This is a genomic window from Methanothermobacter sp. KEPCO-1 (assembly GCF_008033705.1).
Taxonomy (GTDB): Archaea; Methanobacteriota; Methanobacteria; order Methanobacteriales; family Methanothermobacteraceae; genus Methanothermobacter; species Methanothermobacter marburgensis.
Genome location: NZ_CP042937.1, coordinates 807284 through 824257, shown reverse-complemented (window position 1 = coordinate 824257; position 16974 = coordinate 807284). Strand labels below are relative to the sequence as shown.

Annotated in this window: 18 protein-coding genes; 9 read left to right on the top strand and 9 right to left on the bottom strand. The window is 49.7% G+C overall.

Going from position 1 to position 16974, the window contains the following annotated elements:
- Positions 1-144 precede the first annotated feature (144 nt).
- The 3 genes from FVF72_RS04330 to FVF72_RS04320 all read left to right on the top strand — a co-directional run bounded on the left by FVF72_RS04330 (position 145) and on the right by FVF72_RS04320 (position 3137).
- Positions 145-1962, top strand: coding sequence for a threonine--tRNA ligase (locus FVF72_RS04330; protein WP_013294880.1), 1818 nt, complete (start codon positions 145-147; stop codon positions 1960-1962).
- 103 nt (positions 1963-2065) lie between these two features.
- Positions 2066-2833: a ParA family protein gene (locus tag FVF72_RS04325; RefSeq protein WP_013294881.1), complete on the top strand. Its 768-nt coding sequence runs from the start codon at positions 2066-2068 to the stop codon at positions 2831-2833.
- A 4-nt stretch (positions 2834-2837) separates the two neighbouring features.
- Positions 2838-3137: a hypothetical protein gene (locus FVF72_RS04320; protein ID WP_013294882.1), complete on the top strand. Its 300-nt coding sequence runs from the start codon at positions 2838-2840 to the stop codon at positions 3135-3137.
- A gap of 1 nt (position 3138) precedes the next feature.
- On the opposite strand, the gene FVF72_RS04315 is transcribed toward FVF72_RS04320, so the two are convergent.
- The gene (locus tag FVF72_RS04315; RefSeq protein WP_147671996.1) at positions 3139-4245 is read right to left on the bottom strand and encodes a radical SAM protein; all 1107 of its coding nucleotides are present in this window, start codon (positions 4243-4245) and stop codon (positions 3139-3141) included.
- 646 nt (positions 4246-4891) lie between these two features.
- Between FVF72_RS04315 and FVF72_RS04310 the strand changes: the two genes are divergently transcribed.
- From FVF72_RS04310 to FVF72_RS04285, 6 genes are all read left to right on the top strand, one after another.
- Complete coding sequence (locus FVF72_RS04310; protein ID WP_147671995.1) at positions 4892-5272, top strand: hypothetical protein; 381 nt, start codon at positions 4892-4894, stop codon at positions 5270-5272.
- 94 nt (positions 5273-5366) lie between these two features.
- Complete coding sequence (gene cfbB, locus FVF72_RS04305) at positions 5367-6722, top strand: Ni-sirohydrochlorin a,c-diamide synthase (RefSeq protein WP_147671301.1); 1356 nt, start codon at positions 5367-5369, stop codon at positions 6720-6722.
- Entirely contained in the window at positions 6712-7794 is a 1083-nt protein-coding gene (locus FVF72_RS04300; protein WP_147671300.1) for an oligosaccharide repeat unit polymerase family protein, read from the top strand. Before cfbB ends, FVF72_RS04300 begins: the two co-directional genes overlap by 11 nt.
- A 31-nt stretch (positions 7795-7825) precedes the next feature.
- Positions 7826-8812 (top strand): hypothetical protein, encoded by a 987-nt coding sequence (locus FVF72_RS04295; protein WP_255503803.1) that lies wholly within the window; start codon positions 7826-7828, stop codon positions 8810-8812.
- A gap of 221 nt (positions 8813-9033) precedes the next feature.
- Positions 9034-9447: a cysteine peptidase family C39 domain-containing protein gene (locus FVF72_RS04290; RefSeq protein WP_147671299.1), complete on the top strand. Its 414-nt coding sequence runs from the start codon at positions 9034-9036 to the stop codon at positions 9445-9447.
- 168 nt (positions 9448-9615) lie between these two features.
- Positions 9616-10446, top strand: coding sequence for a F420-dependent methylenetetrahydromethanopterin dehydrogenase (locus FVF72_RS04285; protein WP_147671298.1), 831 nt, complete (start codon positions 9616-9618; stop codon positions 10444-10446).
- 180 nt (positions 10447-10626) lie between these two features.
- On the opposite strand, the gene FVF72_RS04280 is transcribed toward FVF72_RS04285, so the two are convergent.
- The 8 genes from FVF72_RS04280 to FVF72_RS04245 all read right to left on the bottom strand — a co-directional run bounded on the left by FVF72_RS04280 (position 10627) and on the right by FVF72_RS04245 (position 16909).
- Positions 10627-11418 carry a class II glutamine amidotransferase gene (locus FVF72_RS04280; RefSeq protein WP_255503802.1) on the bottom strand — a complete coding sequence of 264 codons (792 nt, stop codon included), beginning with the start codon at positions 11416-11418 and terminating at the stop codon, positions 10627-10629.
- A gap of 231 nt (positions 11419-11649) precedes the next feature.
- Positions 11650-12225, bottom strand: coding sequence for an imidazoleglycerol-phosphate dehydratase HisB (gene hisB / locus FVF72_RS04275; RefSeq protein ID WP_147671296.1), 576 nt, complete (start codon positions 12223-12225; stop codon positions 11650-11652).
- The gene (locus tag FVF72_RS04270) at positions 12191-12421 is read right to left on the bottom strand and encodes a 4Fe-4S binding protein (RefSeq protein ID WP_147671295.1); all 231 of its coding nucleotides are present in this window, start codon (positions 12419-12421) and stop codon (positions 12191-12193) included. Before FVF72_RS04270 ends, hisB begins: the two co-directional genes overlap by 35 nt.
- 19 nt (positions 12422-12440) lie before the next feature.
- Positions 12441-13112: a TOBE domain-containing protein gene (locus FVF72_RS04265; protein WP_147671294.1), complete on the bottom strand. Its 672-nt coding sequence runs from the start codon at positions 13110-13112 to the stop codon at positions 12441-12443.
- A 40-nt stretch (positions 13113-13152) separates the two neighbouring features.
- Complete coding sequence (locus FVF72_RS04260) at positions 13153-14709, bottom strand: oligosaccharide flippase family protein (RefSeq protein WP_147671293.1); 1557 nt, start codon at positions 14707-14709, stop codon at positions 13153-13155.
- A gap of 76 nt (positions 14710-14785) precedes the next feature.
- Positions 14786-15370, bottom strand: a complete 585-nt coding sequence (locus FVF72_RS04255) for a flavodoxin family protein (RefSeq protein WP_147671292.1) — start codon at positions 15368-15370, stop codon at positions 14786-14788.
- An 18-nt stretch (positions 15371-15388) separates the two neighbouring features.
- Complete coding sequence (locus tag FVF72_RS04250; protein ID WP_013294896.1) at positions 15389-16609, bottom strand: bifunctional 5,6,7,8-tetrahydromethanopterin hydro-lyase/3-hexulose-6-phosphate synthase; 1221 nt, start codon at positions 16607-16609, stop codon at positions 15389-15391.
- 12 nt (positions 16610-16621) lie between these two features.
- Complete coding sequence (locus FVF72_RS04245) at positions 16622-16909, bottom strand: hypothetical protein (protein WP_013294897.1); 288 nt, start codon at positions 16907-16909, stop codon at positions 16622-16624.
- Positions 16910-16974: the final 65 nt, after the last annotated feature.

Below are 16974 nucleotides of genomic sequence, written 5' to 3'. Positions count from 1 at the left end.
CACCTATTACAGCAATCTGCATGTCTTCAGAACAGACTCAGAGGATATGCAGTATTGCGGAGTTTTATCACTGTTGCCATAGGCAATATTTAAAAACCTCCGCCTTAAAACAATAACATTATATTATTCTTACAAGGTGATGGCATGAGGATACTGTTAATTCACTCTGATTACCTGGAATACGAGACAAAGAACAAAACAGGGATAGCGGAGGAAATACCTGAAGATAAAATGAAGGGACACTTCACCGAGTCCCTTGTGGTCTTCACAGCGGTGGAGGCTGAGGATGAGGAGAACCCGGATTCAGTCATTGAAAATGCGGTAAATGAAATAGTAAGGGTTTTTGGCGACGTTAAGGCTGATAATGTGGTTATATATCCATATGCGCACCTCAGCTCCTCACTGAGCTCCCCAAAGACAGCCCGCAGGGTTCTTGAGGGAATGGAGGAGGCACTGAGGGAGCGGGGACTTGAGGTCTCAAGGGTCCCCTTCGGCTGGTACAAGGCGTTCAGAATATCCTGCAAGGGCCACCCGCTATCGGAGCTCTCAAGGACCATAAGGCCGGAGCCCCTCAAAGAGGAGGAGGAATCAGAGGAATCAGAGTGGTTCATACTCCATAGGGGCCAGAAAATCAGACCGGAGGAATTCGACTTCACCAGCAGGGACCTTGAAAACCTTGTGAAGTATGAACTGGGTGAGCTTGAATCATCCGGCGAGGAGCCACCACACGTTAGACTCATGAGGGAGAAGGGCCTGGCGGATTATGAGCCATCAGCCGATGTGGGACACCTCAGATGGTACCCCCGGGGAAGGCTGATAAGGGATCTTCTTGCAGACTACGTTTACATGCTCGTAACCAGTGAGGGGGCCATGCCGGTTGAGACCCCCATAATGTATGACCTTGAGGACGAGGCCATCAGGGTCCATGCAGAGAAGTTCGGTGAAAGGCAGTACAGAATGAAGAACAAGAAGGAACTCATGCTGCGATACGCATGCTGCTTTGGGGCCTTCAGGATACTCTCAGATTCCTTCCTCACATGGAAGAATCTCCCCGCCTCAATATATGAGCTCTCCACCTACAGCTTCAGGCTTGAGAAGAAGGGTGAGGTGGTTGGCCTCAAAAGGCTCAGGGGCTTTACAATGCCCGACCTTCACACTGTATGCGCCGACCTTGAACAGGCCCTCACCGAGTTTGCAGGGCAGGTGGAGATGTGCATGAAGACCGGTGAGGACCTCCAGGTGAACTATGAGGTGATATTCAGGGCCACCAGGGAGTTCTATGAGGAGTACTCTGACTGGGTGCACTCAGTGGCCGATAGGATAGGGAAACCGATACTACTTGAACTTCTGCCCTCAAGGAAGCACTACTGGATTGCCAAGATGGACTTTGCAGCCATAGATTACCTTGGAAGGCCAATAGAGAATCCAACAGTGCAGATAGATGTTGAGAGCGGGGAACGATTCGGCATAACCTATGTTAACAGTGATGAGGAGGAGGTCAACCCCATAATCCTCCACTGCAGCCCAACAGGAAGCATAGAGAGGGTTATCTGCAGTTTACTTGAAAAGACGGCCATTGAGATGGATGAGAAACCACCCATGCTACCTGTCTGGCTTTCACCGACACAGGTAAGGGTGCTTCCAATTGCCGAGCGCCACCTTGAATTTGCAGAGTCCCTTGTATCAGAGATGACTGCAAATGATGTGAGGGCGGACCTTGATGACAGGGCAGAGACCCTTGGTAAGAAGATAAGGAACGCTGCCCAGGACTGGGTACCCTATGTTGTGGTTGTGGGTGACAGCGAACTGGAGGGCAAACTCACAGTTAACATCAGGAGCACAGGTGAAAAGGTTCAGATGGATCTCCAGGAGCTCATCGAACTCGTCAGATCAGAGACCCGGGGGATGCCATTCAGAAGGCTGCCCCTCCCTGTCAGGCTTTCAGAGAGAATCAACTTCTAAAAATATTTTTTGACCCATCTTCTTATAAGTTATAACTTATAAGATATAATTTATAAGTTCTAAATTCTAAGTTCCAAGTGATCATCCTAAATCAGGTGATTAAATGGGAGAGATAATTTCAATCATAAACCAGAAGGGGGGCTGTGGCAAGACAACAACCGCAGTGAACCTCTCGGCAGCCCTTTCACTACTTGAGAGGAAGGTGCTGGTGGTTGACATGGACCCCCAGGGTAACGCAACAACAGGGTTCGGTGTGAATAAATCTGAACTGGACTCAACCATCTACACAGTACTCAGCAGAAAGGCATCCCTCACGGATGTGATACTGCCCGCCGAACTTGAGGACCTGTACCTTGCACCGAGCAACATATCCCTCAGCGGTGCAGAAATCGAACTCAGCAGCGAGATAGGATACCACGCCATCCTCAAGGAGGCCCTGGGGGATGTGAGGGATGAATTCGACTACATATTCATAGACGCCCCGCCCTCACTTGGGATCCTCACACTCAACGCCCTAGTGGCATCCGACAGCGTCATAATACCGATACAGGCAGAGTACTATGCCCTGGAGGGAATGGCCGATCTCCTAAGGACAATGAACCTTGTTGAGGAACGTCTCCAGAGCCCCTGCCCCATAAAGGGGATACTCATAACCCTCTACGACTCCAGGACACGCCTTGCAAGGGACGTGCAGAGGGAGGTTGAAAGGTTCTTTGGTGAAAGGGAGAATATCTTCAGAACAAGGATACCGAGAAACGTACGCCTTGCAGAGGCCCCCAGCCATGGAAAACCATGCATCACCTATGACCCTGAAAGCACAGGAACGGGGGCCTACATGAAACTCGCAGCCGAAATACTGGATATGGAGTGATATGATGACACAGAAGAAGGGCCTTGGAATGGGACTCGATGCACTCATCCAGTCAAGGACAAGGAAGGAATTGAAGGAGACCTCCGACTCAGTGGGTGGAGATGTGCAGGTTGAGGCTGTTATAAGGGAGGTTAAACGCAACCCCCGCATAACCCTCTGGTCTGCAAGGTCTGCAGCGGTACTCAGGTACCTGAAAAAGACACAGCCAGAGTTCAGCATAAGCAGGGAGGCATCGGACCTCATAGAAAGGGCCGTGAAGGAGAAGTACCCTGAAATATGGGAGATGTTCTCTGAACTCCAGTAATTCAATCACTCTTATTCCAGCTGCTGAGGGTTGTCTGGGATCCGTCAAGGTATATGAAGGGCTCGGCCCTGCCCAGTCTCACCCCCATTCCCTTCAGGATATCCTGGGTGAGGTTAACCTTACCCCTCAGTTCAATTATTTTTCTGGCTGACCTGGGTCCTATTCCAGGGACCCTGATGATTTCATGATAGGGGGCGGTCTTGAGGTCCACCGGGAAGATATCCATCTCCATGGCTGCGGCGTACTTTGGATCCACAGAGGTGTCCAGGTAGCCCCCACTGAACCTCAACTCATCAACACCGAAACCATAGGACTTAATGAGGGAGTCTGTCTGGTAAAGTCTGAAGACGCGCCGGGGATCTGCTTCGGCCCTTTTCTCAAGCTCAGTCCCTTCAATGGGCTGAAAACCACTGAAGTACACCCTTCTGAGGGAATATTTATCGTAGATCCACTTAACACGTTTAACTATATCCTCATCTGTTTCATCAACAGCCCCCACCATCAGCTGGGTGCTCTGGCCTGAGGTTGCAAGTTCGGGGTATCTCTTTTTGAACCTGCTGATCCACCTCATTCTCCGCAGGATGTCAACAGTGTAGTCCTTGGTGGATGAAAGTTCATCAAGACCATCCCTGGTCGCGGTCTCAAGGTTGATGCTCACACGACTTGCAAGTTCCATGGCCCTCCTTACAGTGTCCATGGATGAGCCCGGTATGATCTTGAGGTGTATGTAGCCGCCATAGCCCTCAAGCCTAAGGATTCTGAGTGTCTCCAGGAGCTTCTCCATGGTTTCATCAGGGTCCCTGCTCACCCCGGAGCTGAGGAAGAGTCCATCAACGTAGCGCCTCTCATAGTAGTCAAGGAATATCCCTGCAATTTCCTCAGGTTTCAGTTCAACAGGCTCTTTCTCTGCACTGTTTATACAGTACCTGCAGTCGTTGCAGCACCTGTTGGTGAGCAGAACCTTAAAGAGGGGCACCCTGCAGCCCCTGTAACTTGTGTAGTAGATACCCGGCACCGAGGGGTTCCTCTGGGAGGGATCTGCACTGTAGTCGCAGAGGTCAAACTGGGCACTGTCACTCAGCACCTGGACCCTTTCAGCAAGACTCATGGTGAATAGTATGTCCATGATTCTATAACTAATTTTATCAGGGGGCTCGTGGGATCCGCAGTGATTCTGATGGGGGAGATAGTATGAATGATCTGAAAGGATTATAATTGCTTTTAAGCCATAAAAAAGATTTAAATTAATTTTTAACCACAAAAAAATATTTAAAATTCAAAATAATCCATTTAGTCCCCTGATATGAAGACGGGTCTTTTTTCATGTTGCGCATCCTCTCAGGATGGCGCCTCTGCACTCCCTTAAATAAACCATCAGATCATTCAATTTAAAAAACGGTTTAATATGGCTTATTTTTTGAAAAAAGGAAATAGTAGTGTCACAGTGATTTAAAGAAGAAATTAAAAGATCACACCCATCACTTCAATTTTTAAAAAGTAATTAGAAGGCTCTGATTGAAAAAAAGAGTTCTAAAACATCTTATTTTTCAATTCTGAGGCAAAATATTTATATATGATGTCACAGTTATATTCCTAACATCCAGAGGGAGCAGCAAATATCTTTCTGGATTGGAGGCGGTAAAATTAAGAGACTTTTTATTGCATCTTTATTTCTATTCTCCATAGCTGCAGCGGGCATAACCGCTTCTGAGGTGGAGGATAGAGGAACTGAGATCAGCGCAAAACCCCTGAAGGTGGATGCGAAGAAGTATAATAAGAAGTACACCAAAAAGAGGATCCACACAAAGGCATACTATAAAAAGAGGGTCCTCAAAAGGAAACATGTGAGGGCCTACAGACGCACATCAAGGGATGTGGGAGCATCATTCCACACTGTAACTGCGGATTACGTTGAGGCCAGTGGCAGGTGTTCATGTTCACTCCATGGGGATTACAGAGAGCATAAATCACGGTTCAGGAATTACTGCCCCTTCTGTGGCAGGCACGGAACACTGAGGTATGAAGAGGGCCCCACATGTCCAGAGGGGATGTGGTTCTGCAGCAGATGCGACGCCGACTTCTGCCTTGTCCATGGAAAGTCACACACATCAAGGGCAAGATACCTTCTCAGATGAAATTTCTGACAAATCCTTTTTTTAATTTCTGGGAAAACAGAGGAAAGCTGCTATTCTCCCAAAATTTAAATAAATGTAGCATCGAGTTTCATATATGAGACTTGTACTTGCAGGGACAGGGAGCGCAGTTGGCAAGACCACCATAGCAACCGGGATAATGAGGGCACTCTCAGATAGGGGCATCCAGCCCTTCAAGGTGGGTCCGGACTACATAGACCCATCATATCACACCATGGCCACAGGCAACATCTCAAGGAACCTTGACTCCTTCTTCATGACAGATGCCCAGATAAGGGAGGCCTTCACAAGGGCAATGAAGATATCTGGAGCCAGAATGGGTATAATAGAGGGCGTCAGGGGACTTTATGAGGGTATAAGTGCAACCGGGGACACTGGAAGCACAGCTTCAGTTGCAAAGGCCCTTAAATCCCCTGTGGTTCTCATAATAAATTCAAGAAGCCTTGTTAAAAGCGCAGCGGCCATGGTGCTGGGTTTCAGGTCCCTTGACCCTGAGGTTAAAATCAGGGGGGTTATCCTGAACCAGGTTAAGAACAGGAGACACTACCTCAAGACAAAGGAGGCTGTGGAGGAACTCACAGGGACTGAGGTGGTGGGGGGGATACCAAGGAGTGCAGAACTGGAGGTTGAGCAGAGACACCTTGGACTTGTACCTGCCGTCGAAAGGGAACAGATAGCATCCTACATTGAGAGATGGGGCAGTGCAATGGAGGAGTACCTGGACCTTGAGGCCCTTGAGGATATAATGGCGTCTGCAGGGAAAATTGATGGACAAAGGGAACCCCTGTGGCAGAGAGGAAATAAAAGGAAGGTTAAAATAGGCGTGGCATTTGATGAGGCCTTTAACTTTTATTACAGGGAGAACATGGAGGCCCTTGAGGATAACGCGGCTTCGGTTGTCTACTTCAGCCCCCTCCATGATGAGGAGCTGCCTGATGTTGATGCGGTATACATAGGTGGCGGCTACCCTGAGGTCTTTGCAGGGGAACTCGAATCCAACAGATCCATGAGGATGTCGGTGAGGAAGTTTCACGCAGACGGCAGACCCATCTTTGGGGAATGCGGCGGCCTGATGTACCTGATGAAGTCCATTGATGGCCGTAAAATGTGTGGTGTGTTCCCATACAGTGCTGAGATGACTAAAAACGTCCAGGGACTGAGCTACGTGATCTCTGAGGCGGTCTCTGACAACCTTATAACAGAGGAGGGGGATGTATTCAGGGGACATGAGTTCCACTACTCAAGGGTCTCAGTCACCGGAAATGCGCAATTTGCCTTCAGGGTGCTCAGGGGAAGGGGTATAATGGATTCCATGGATGGAATAACCTCTGGATCGGCCCTTGCAAGTTACGTGCACATACATGCAGCATCATGCCCCACCTTTGCCGCAAACTTCACAAGGAATGCATGGGAGCTCCAGGATGAGGTTTGATATATTCTCCCCATATTCTGTCATCATAGCACTACTCATATACCTTGTACTTGCCCTTTCAGGGACACTGATGGGCATCAGGGGCCTGAGACTTCCATCATGGCTTTCAGTTCTCTATATGGTCCTGGGTGCCAGCATATTCATCCTTGGAGCATATATGTCTGGAAGGATACGAACAGAGAAACCTGCCAGTCCAGGAAATCCCCGGGAAACACTTCTGGTCCTTCTTGTCACATTTGGAATCATTCTACAGGCACTGAACCTTTATCTTCTGGGGGGAATTCCACTCCTCAGCGGTTACCTCAAGGCAAGGGCGGTCACGAAGATATGGCTTCTCTCATACCTCATATTTCTCCCATCAATTAACATGCTTCTTGCAGCTTATCCCAGGAGGAGGTACTGTATTCCACTTATACTTGGCGCCACACTCTTTGCCCTCACAGGCTACAGGACAACCGTTGTGGTTATACTCCTGAGCGGTATCATAACCATCTACTACTCTGCAAGGCCATCCCCCCGCCAGATGGGCCTCCTACTATCAGCTCTTGCCATTGTGGCAATATCAGTTGGCTACATTGCTGTTAAGTCAATTGAATGGCAGACCTGGACCCTCAATCCACTGGAACTCCTCCTCTACAGGGCAGGCTACACCCTAATGGTATTTGACAGGCTTCTGGACCATCAGGGGGCAACTGCAGGTAAACTCCTCTATTACACCCTTACAGGATACCTGCACTCAACGGATCCACGGGCAATCGTCGGTGAGGCCGTGCTTGGCTACAGGCACTCAACAACATCACTCATATTCGGACCCCCCCTCCTGGACTTCGGGCTTCCTGCAATGGTTATCCAGATGTTCCTCCTGGGTCTGATTCTTGGATTAATGCACAGGATTCAGATATCGCTGAATGGAATCTTCACAGGTATCTATTCAGTGATTCTGGCCCATACCCTAATCTGGGTTGAAACAGGCCCAACAGACCTTGTGGTCTGGTTGTTCTACATGGTCGCTGTCATATCAATTATATACGTCCTCTGGAGGTGTTATCCTGAAACTGGCGGTTGCGGCTGAACTTGCACCTGCAAAGACCTTCCATCCACTCATGCAGGAATCTGGACATGAGTACCACTGCCTGTGCCATGGTGGGGGGGTGGGGGATGTCCTTGGGAACCTCTGCCAGGAGTACTATTCCATGGGAACCAGCAGGAGCAGATCGGGGGGTAAGATGGAAATCGCATACCTTGTCCTGAGGGATATTGCAACTACCTGGCGCCACCTTGGAAAAATAAACCCGGATCTTGTGCTCACATGCGGGAATGCAGGGGATGTGAGGAAGGCCATCGCAGCATCATATCTCAGAGGGAAGGGTGTCCTTCATATTGAACAGGACATCTACAACCCCATTGAAATGATAGCATTTGCAGACATTGTAACGGCACCATCCACCCGCTACAGGGATTACCTTGAGGATGAGTACCTCCTTGAGAATGTTGAGGTCATAGGTGGCTACCCCCATGCCCTCTATGTGAGCCGCCTCCAGACTGAGGATCCAGGTATTGGGAATTACACGCTCCTGGTCCTTGGAGGCGACCTGCGAAGGGAGGATATACCTGGCCTCATATCGAGAGTTGAAGCACTTGGAAGACGCATTATAGTGGTACCCTTCCGCTTCAGTCCACATTATGTGAGGAGTTTCGTAGGTTCAGAGGATACGGAGGTCCTTGAGGGGTTTGTTGATCTTCCATCCCTCATGGCCTACGCTGACCTTGTTATATACGGGGCAGGAATGGGCCTCACCATCGAGGCCGCGGTGCTGGGTGTTCCGGCAATTAAGCTCAGGGGTTTCCATGAGAGACACGCGAGTGTGGACCTTGCAGGTGAGGTGGGGATACCTGTGGTTGATTCTGCTAGCCTCAGTGAGGTGGCGGATGATGTGAAACCACCTGAATCATCAGGAATTGTAGGGGATGCTGAGCGGGCCGTCAGAAAATTGATAGGGCTCATTGATGATTTCCATGAGGTCGCGGGTCCCAGGGGCGGATTGAGGTCTATGAAGCGCATCTGGGATGCCCGAAAAGGTTTCAAGTAGCTGATGGGTACCTTCAGGCCATTGATTCCTTGGGGAACCCCTATTCTTGGCGATGGTTAGGGCGTTTGCTCGCTGCTCATTCAAGCTCTTTTTTCATTTGAAGCAAGACCACCGTGCGTTATATGAGCTCATGGGTTTCTGTTTCACCTCAACCACATACATTTATTAATAATAATTAATAATTTATTATGAAAACTGGTATTAAAGTGGAGGTTTTTGATATGAAATCGTCTCTGGGTGATGAGGTTATAGTGAGGCAGAGCAGCGGATACAGCTGCGGACCCGCGGCACTTGCCACGGTTCTCAGAAACCTTGGAGTTCACTGCAGCGAGGCAGAACTGGCCGCGCTTGCAGGTACAGACGAATCAGGGACCACCATGTATGGGCTGATACTCGCAGCAACCTCGAAGGGGTTGAGGGCAAGGGGTGTCAGGATGGAGATATCAGATCTGAGAAGGAATCACATCGCATTCGTAAGGTACGGTGACACGGCACACTACACCGTTGTTCTCGCGGTTGATGATAGAAACATCACCCTGGCTGACCCTGCCATGGGGAGGATCAGGATAAGGAGGGAGATCTTCTCAAAAATATTCACAGGCAATGTTCTTGTGGTTGAAAGGGATGAGGATTAATAAACCTGATATTAAATTAAATGATTAAGATATTAACTACAATTTAAATTTTAATCATTATGATCCCAGAAAGGGTAAAAAATATACTACTGGTATAAAAGCTTAATCATAATCTTTAAATCATAAAGTACTTAATAAGGCGCAAAATAATAAGATTCTGGTGATCTAATGGTTGTAAAAATTGGTATAATAAAATGTGGTAACATCGGGACCTCACCTGTGCTGGACCTGTTACTTGATGAGAGGGCAGACAGGCCAAACATAGATGTCTGTGTCGTGGGTTCAGGTGCAAAAATGAACCCCGATGAAATCGAAAGGGCAGTACCAACCATGCTTGAAATGGAGAGGGACTTTGTTATATTCATAAGCCCAAACCCCGGTGCACCTGGCCCTGCAAAGGCAAGGGAGCTCCTTTCAGCGGCTGATGTTCCAGCCATGATCATAGGTGACGCACCAGGCCTCAGGGTCAAGGATGAAATCGAGGAGCAGGGACTTGGATACATAATAGTAAAGGCCGACCCGATGATAGGGGCAAGAAGGGAGTTCCTGGACCCAACAGAGATGGCATCCTTCAACTCCGACGTTATAAAGGTCCTTGCATTCACAGGAGCATACAGGGTTGTGCAGAACACAATCGATGCAATGATTGCAGATGTTGAAGCCGGAAAGGCACCTGAACTTCCACAGGTGGTAATAGACACAGATAAGGCGGTTGAAGCAGCAGGCTACACCAACCCATATGCAAAGGCCAAGGCAATGGCCGCATATGAGATAGCAACCAAGGTGGCTGACATAGACGTCAGGGGCTGCTTCATGGTACAGGACCCTGACCAGTACATACCAATCGTTGCCTCAGCACACGAAATGCTATCTGCAGCTGCCAGACTTGCAGTTGAAGCAAGGGAAATCGAAAAGGCCAACGACACCGTGCTGAGAACACCACACGGTAAGGAAGGCGAAACACTTAGCAAGAAGGATCTTCTGGCCAAGCCAGAATAGACCTTCAACCACTTATTTTTTCTGATATATGAGCCTTTCAATAGGGATCTAATTCTCACCTTTGCAACGTTCCAGAGCATGGTTTATATTCAGGATGCTTAATATCACTGGTCCAGCGGCCCATGCTATAAATTATAGATGGCATGGATCTTGGTTGAAATGGGCTGTCGTTTACCGTCGTCAGATACTCTCCTCACTGACCCTGAAGATTAACTTCCCATCTCTGTAGACCCTCAATTCTCCTGGAATGAAGACCTCCCATTTTTCACTGGTCAGAGGTCTGCTTGCAATGATGTAACCCTCCTGATCAGGCTTCTTCTCATGGGCGAGGTCTATCTGGTAATCGTCATCAAGGAGTTCAACAGGACCATAGGGCGCCTTTCGATGCAACTGGTAGAGACCCTTGTATCCCTCAATGTCATGATAGGAGAAAAGATGCTTACCATCGGATAGGAGGCAGTTAAAATCTCCATAGCCGTTGATATCATTCATGACACTCCAGAGCCACTTGTAATCCTCGTCATCCCTGAATTTAACGCCCTCCTCACTGATGCGGTTCATGATGTGGCAGAATGCGATCTCGGAGTCAGTTGTTCCAACGGGCTTATACCTTCCACCCTCAGGGTTATCAATATAGAGGGTACCGTTGTGGGCGAACACATAGTCCCGTCCATTCCATTCCCTCTGGAAGGGGTGTGTGTTCCTGTGGGACTCCTCCCCCCTGCTTATCCGACGTATATGGGATATTATGATCCTGGAACCTATGGGTTCATAGTTCTCCAGGAACTGGGACAGCGGACTCTCCTTTGATGGGCAGGGCTCTTTGTAAACCTGTACCGATTCATCTGGATAGAAGGCCAGCCCCCAGCCGTGAGGGTTATCCTCTGACCTCATCCTGAAACCCCTGAGGGAAAAGGATGGTTTCACCTTCCGGTTAAAACAGAACCCCAGAAGTTCACACAAACCAATCACTCCCCTTAAATTTTGTAATGAGATCCTTCTGTGATGATTGTGATGCAGCCTGAGGTCAATATCAGGTCTTAGACGGCAGATTAGATTAATTTAAGCGAAAACCTCATAAATTGCATCCATAACCTAAATGCGTATCTACAATGATATGGCATGTCCTGGACTCCCATATGCGAAAATACTAGGTCCAGTAATGAAATGACCTTAAGGTGCACGTCGCCATCCACAGATTCTCTACAATCTGCCCTTTGTGCTTGGAATCATATCGTGTTCAACCCGTACAGCGTCCCTCAGTGCCATTGCAAGTGCCTTGAAGAGTGCCTCGGCCTTATGGTGGTCGTTACTTCCCCTCACAGATGCGTGGATGTTAATGGCCGCAGAAGCCGCAAATGATTCAAAGAAATGCCCTATGTTATCTGATGATACGTCCCCAATCTTTGCACGGCTGAAATCAAGTTCAAGTACTGTGTAGGGTCTTCCACCCAGGTCCAGTGCAACGGTGGCCAGGGACTCATCCATGGGGACCATAGCATGGGCCATCCTCCTTATACCCTTTCCATCACCGAGGGCCTCCCTGAGAGCCTCGCCCAGTGTCAGCGCAACGTCCTCAACCGTGTGGTGGTCGTCAACCTCCAGATCTCCCCTTGCCTCCACCTCAAGGTCCATGAGCCCGTGACGGGCCAGTGATCCAAGCATGTGGTCAAGGAATCCAAGACCTGTATTCACATTTGACCTTCCACTACCATCAAGGTTAAGATCAACCTTCACATGGGTTTCAAGGGTTTCCCGGGTCTTCAGACTTCTTCTCATAGTTATCATCCCTTATGATCCTTATGGCGCCTTCAGGACATTTACTTGCACATATCATGCACTGGTGGCAGAATTCAAGGTTTGAGGCCCGGGCAGGATTTCTCCTGTCTATGGCCCATATCCTTCCCCCCTTGGGACAGGCCTCACGGCACTCACCGCATCCGGTGCATTTATCTGGATCCACAATGATCTTCAATTAAATCACCACCAATCCGTCATATCTTAAGAACAGTAACAGCAACAGCCTTAAAACCAGCATATACATCGGATCCAGGGTTCAGTTTCATTTTACGCTGAGATTCCCGTGTTATGCGGGTCTTGAGTTTAATGTCCCCTGCATTGATCCTGACAGTCACAGTGTCCCCATCAAGTTCAAGGCCTGTAACAGTTCCTGGAATGATGTTCCTCATGCTGGTATCGTACCTTTCACCCATGAGCACAATGTCCTCAGGGTCAACGAGGAGTATGACCTCATCTCCAGGGGATAAACCCTCAACCATTGGTGCCTCCATGAGGGAGTTCCCCACTCTTATCCTTGAACCATCCCCTGAAATCTCCTCAACAGTTCCCCTGATTTCGTTACTGGAAATCTGCCTTTCAAGGGCCCTCTTTAATTTAAGATACTCAAGGACGACCCTGATGCCTGTTTCTGTGAGCCTGCTACCTCCACCCCCACCTTTACCGCCCCTTCTGGTTTCCACGACCTCTTCACCGAGGAGTTCCTCAAGGTTCTTTATATAGGCAAGGGCGCTGCGGTAGGGGATACCAGCCTCCTCTGCTGCTCTGCTTATGGAACCCCTGCTCTGGATCAGCCTGAGAAGTCTGAACCTTCTCTCATCCACGGGGACTTCGGTTCCGTCAATGGCAATTCTGCAGCTGAAGCTCATTGTAGAACCTATGGATCTTGTTCTTTATATTCTTATGCCATCACCTTGCCCAGCGGTCCATGAGGTCAGCCACCCTGTTCATGGCTCCTGAGAGGGGACCCATCCTTGATGCAGACTTCCTCAAAAGCCTCACGTCCCTCTTCTCAACACCACCTATAAGGAGCAGGCTCGCACCGTAAACCAGGGGACTGAGGATTATTGCCAGAAGGAGCCCCATTATGGTCTGGGGAAGGAGCAGCATGAAGACACCCATAACCCCTGATGCGAATCCTATCCTGAGAAGTGAGAGGCCAGGTGGCTTCACACCGGTTATCTCTGAGGTCTTCCAGAGGATGATGATCATTATGATAAGTGCTGCGATTGTTGTTGCAAGGGCTCCCCCCTCGATTCCAAGTAATGGTACGAGGGCAACGTTCAGTGCAAGGTTTATGACAGTTCCAGCAACCAGCACGTACATTGGAAGACGGGGGTAACCTATCCCCTGGGCGATGCTTGAGGATATCATGAAGAGGGTGTAGAAGCTCATCCCAACAACCAGTATGCTCAGGGCCCCGGCACCGAAGATGAAGTTGCTCCCAAAGAGGAGTTCAAGGAGGGGTTCTGAGAAGACGGCTATGCCAACACACATGGGAAGTACAAGGAGAGTCACGACCCTGTATGACTGTACAATGTAGGTTTCAAGGAGCTTCCTGTCATTCAGGGCGAAGGCCTCTGAGGCCGCAGGAAGAACAGCAGTTGCCACAGAGAGTGATACTACAAGAGGAAGCCTTGCAACAGGATCAGCCGCAGTGTAGTACCCCACAGAGGTTGTCGCCATGAAAACCCCTATCACAAATACACTTATATCATATATTGCCATCTCAGAGAGGGCGGTGATTATAACGGGGATGGAGAATGAGAGAAGCACTTTCACAAGCCCCAGCTCCTCCCTGAGGGTCAGCCTCTTTTCTGGGGGAGCAGGCGGGAAGTAGCTGTTCATCAGCCTTTTGAATATCAGGATAGCTGATATGGCCGAGGCAAGAAAACCCATGGCGGTACCCATAACCGCCCCTGCTGCATAGAAACCAGCCATCACAAAGACAACTGCGAGGGTTATCATGAAAACCTGCTCAACCGCCCTTGTAACCACGACGTACTCCATCCGGTATATGCCCTGAAATGCGCCCCTGAAGGCACCCACTATAACACTGAAGGGTGTTATAAGTGCAACAGCCTGCAGGGGGTACTGGGCTGCTGGTTTATGGAAGAACTGGTTTGCAAGCCAGGGGGCTGTGAAGAACATTACGAGGGAAAACGTCAGACCAAGAAATATCATGACCTTCAGCGCGGTTACAACAACCTGCCTGGCCATCTCATCCTCCTTGAGGGCCCGGTGCTGGGCCACATACTTGGCTATTGCCGGCGGCAGACCCCCGGCGGCCAGTATCTGGAATATCCCCTGGAATGGGAGTGTCAGTCCCAGGAGTCCGTAGCCCTCGGGTCCGAGGAGACGTGTCATTAGAACCCGGTAGATGTATCCACCCACCCTGAAAAGGAGGTTGCCGATTATTATAAAGAAGCTGCCCTTTAGAAGTTTGGAGGTACCTGAAGATGCCATTGAATCACCGGAAAAATAAATCTGATAGCGCCTTAAATAAGCCTTTGGGTCGAAGTTGCCATGATAAAAAAATAGCTTATGGGGCCCGGGAATTCAGAATTCTCTTAAACATTTTGAGGGTTTTATCAAGGGTTTTAAACCCGTAGGAGTCCTCCTTAACGCCCTCGACGGTGTCCCTTGACCAGAGACACGCACCCAGGTTTGCTCCGAAGGACCCCCCGCTTACTGGTATTACTCCGTTGAGGATGTAGAAGGTGTGTATCTGCATGAGGGCGGGTTCCTGCCCCCCGCACCTGTCACCACCAACAGCTATACCCATGCCCACCTTTCCCCTCAGGGAGTCGTAGTCCTCTGCGCCAAGCGCCCGGCAGCGGTCCATTATGGCCTTCACCTGGGCGCTGACACCGCCATTGTAGACAGGGGTTGCAATTATGATTCCCTGGGCCCCCCTAAGGAGGTCGTAGAGTGGGTACATGTCGTCCTTCAGCACACACTCCCTGTTCCTGAGGCAGTAGTCACAGTGCCTGCAGGGTGAGATGTTCTTACCCCTTACAGTGAAGAACTCTGTTTCAAAACCTTCATCCTCCAGTGTTCCAAGAGCCCTCTCAAGCACGTAATGGGTGGCCTGTTTCCTGGGGCTTCCACATATACCCACTATCATACGCAACCCCCTTCCCGGCTAGATTGACTCGTCCTCGTCAAGGGGCAGTCTCATGGTGTCGGGGTCCTGGGGCATGTGCTCCAGGAAGTCCTCGGCGGCCCTCCTCACATCCCTTGAGCCGATTATGTACCTTCCAACCACTATTATGTCGGCGCCGCTATCAAGGGCCTCCTGCATCTTGGATGGGGTTATACCGCCTGCAACGGCCACAAGACCCCTGGGGCCAAGTATATCCTTTATTTCCCTGATGTTGCCCCATTCGCTCATTTCACCAATATCCTCTCCACGCTCTGCCCTGAGGGTTTCAAGGTCCACATTCCTGTGGAGGAGGACGATGTCTGGCTTATATCTGAGGCCCCTGAGTTTATCAACGAAGTTTTCAACATTCATCATGTCCAGTATGGAGTATATGCCCTGTTTCTGGGCCTCGTGGATGGCCTTCTCAATGGATTCAACGGTTCCAAGACCTGATATGGCCACTGCATCAGCCGTCTCATCTGCGGCCATCTTAACCTCTATTCTGCCAACGTCAAGGGTTTTGAGGTCGGCTATTATGAAGGCGTCCCTTCGAAGCTCCCTTATCCTGCTCACGACACCAACACCGAACTTCTTGACGAGGGGTGTTCCGGCCTCGAGGAGTATCCTTTCCCTGTTGGGGAGAGCGTCAATGATCCTCTCCATCTCCTCAATGCTGTCAAGGTCAAGGGCAACCTGCAGGTAGGGGGGGTTCCACAGTCTGACTGCCCTGAAACCCATGATTGGGTGGCTTCCCCGGTCCTTTTCACTGAGGACCTTCCTTGCTGAGGGGTAGTTCTCCATGGCCCTTCTGAGGGCCAGTTTGGTTGCCCCGTAGTTGTACTGGTATATCTTGCGGTAGTCCTCTGCCTCTGGGTGTATGAATACACTGACAATTACCACGAGGTCCTCAACCTTTTCCTCGGGGATTATTCCCTCCTCAACCGCATCGGCAACTGCACGGGCAACCGCTGTCTGAGCCGGCCCGAAGACCTTGTCGGCGTCCTCAAGGCAGCTCACCGTAACCTTGGGTACTATGAGGGTTGCGGGTTTTGTCATGAGGTTGGGCCTTATAACCGATAGAAGTGGTGTATGACCAAGGGAAAGGCTGGTGAGGCCATTTGCAAAGGCTGCCCCCGCGTTTCCCTCCTTATCACCTATGATGAGATCTATATGGGCAACCTCATTGCCGCTTCCTATGAGTGCTTCACCTATTCTGTACAATCTTTATCCTCCTTATGTGGTTTGATTTTGAGCCGGTGGTTCGGGTTCTTCAGGTGCTGTGGTGTTTCCTTCACCTGGTGTGATGTTTGTCCTGGTTCTCTTTGTGGTTTTTATGGTGTTGTCGGTGCTGACCGGTGCAGGGGATTCATTTGCAAAACTCATATCCGTTGTTGCGTTGTCAGCCCAGTCCAGCTGGGTCACGTTCTGTTCCTGGGCCCCCATGTACAGGGCAACATTGAAACCGACCATCAGTGCTATGATAAGGATCATGGCACCGATAACGATATTTCTGTAGTCCATCAGATCACCTTGATGAGATTGATATAAACTAATTTAGTGTAGGTGATGATGGTATTTATATGTAT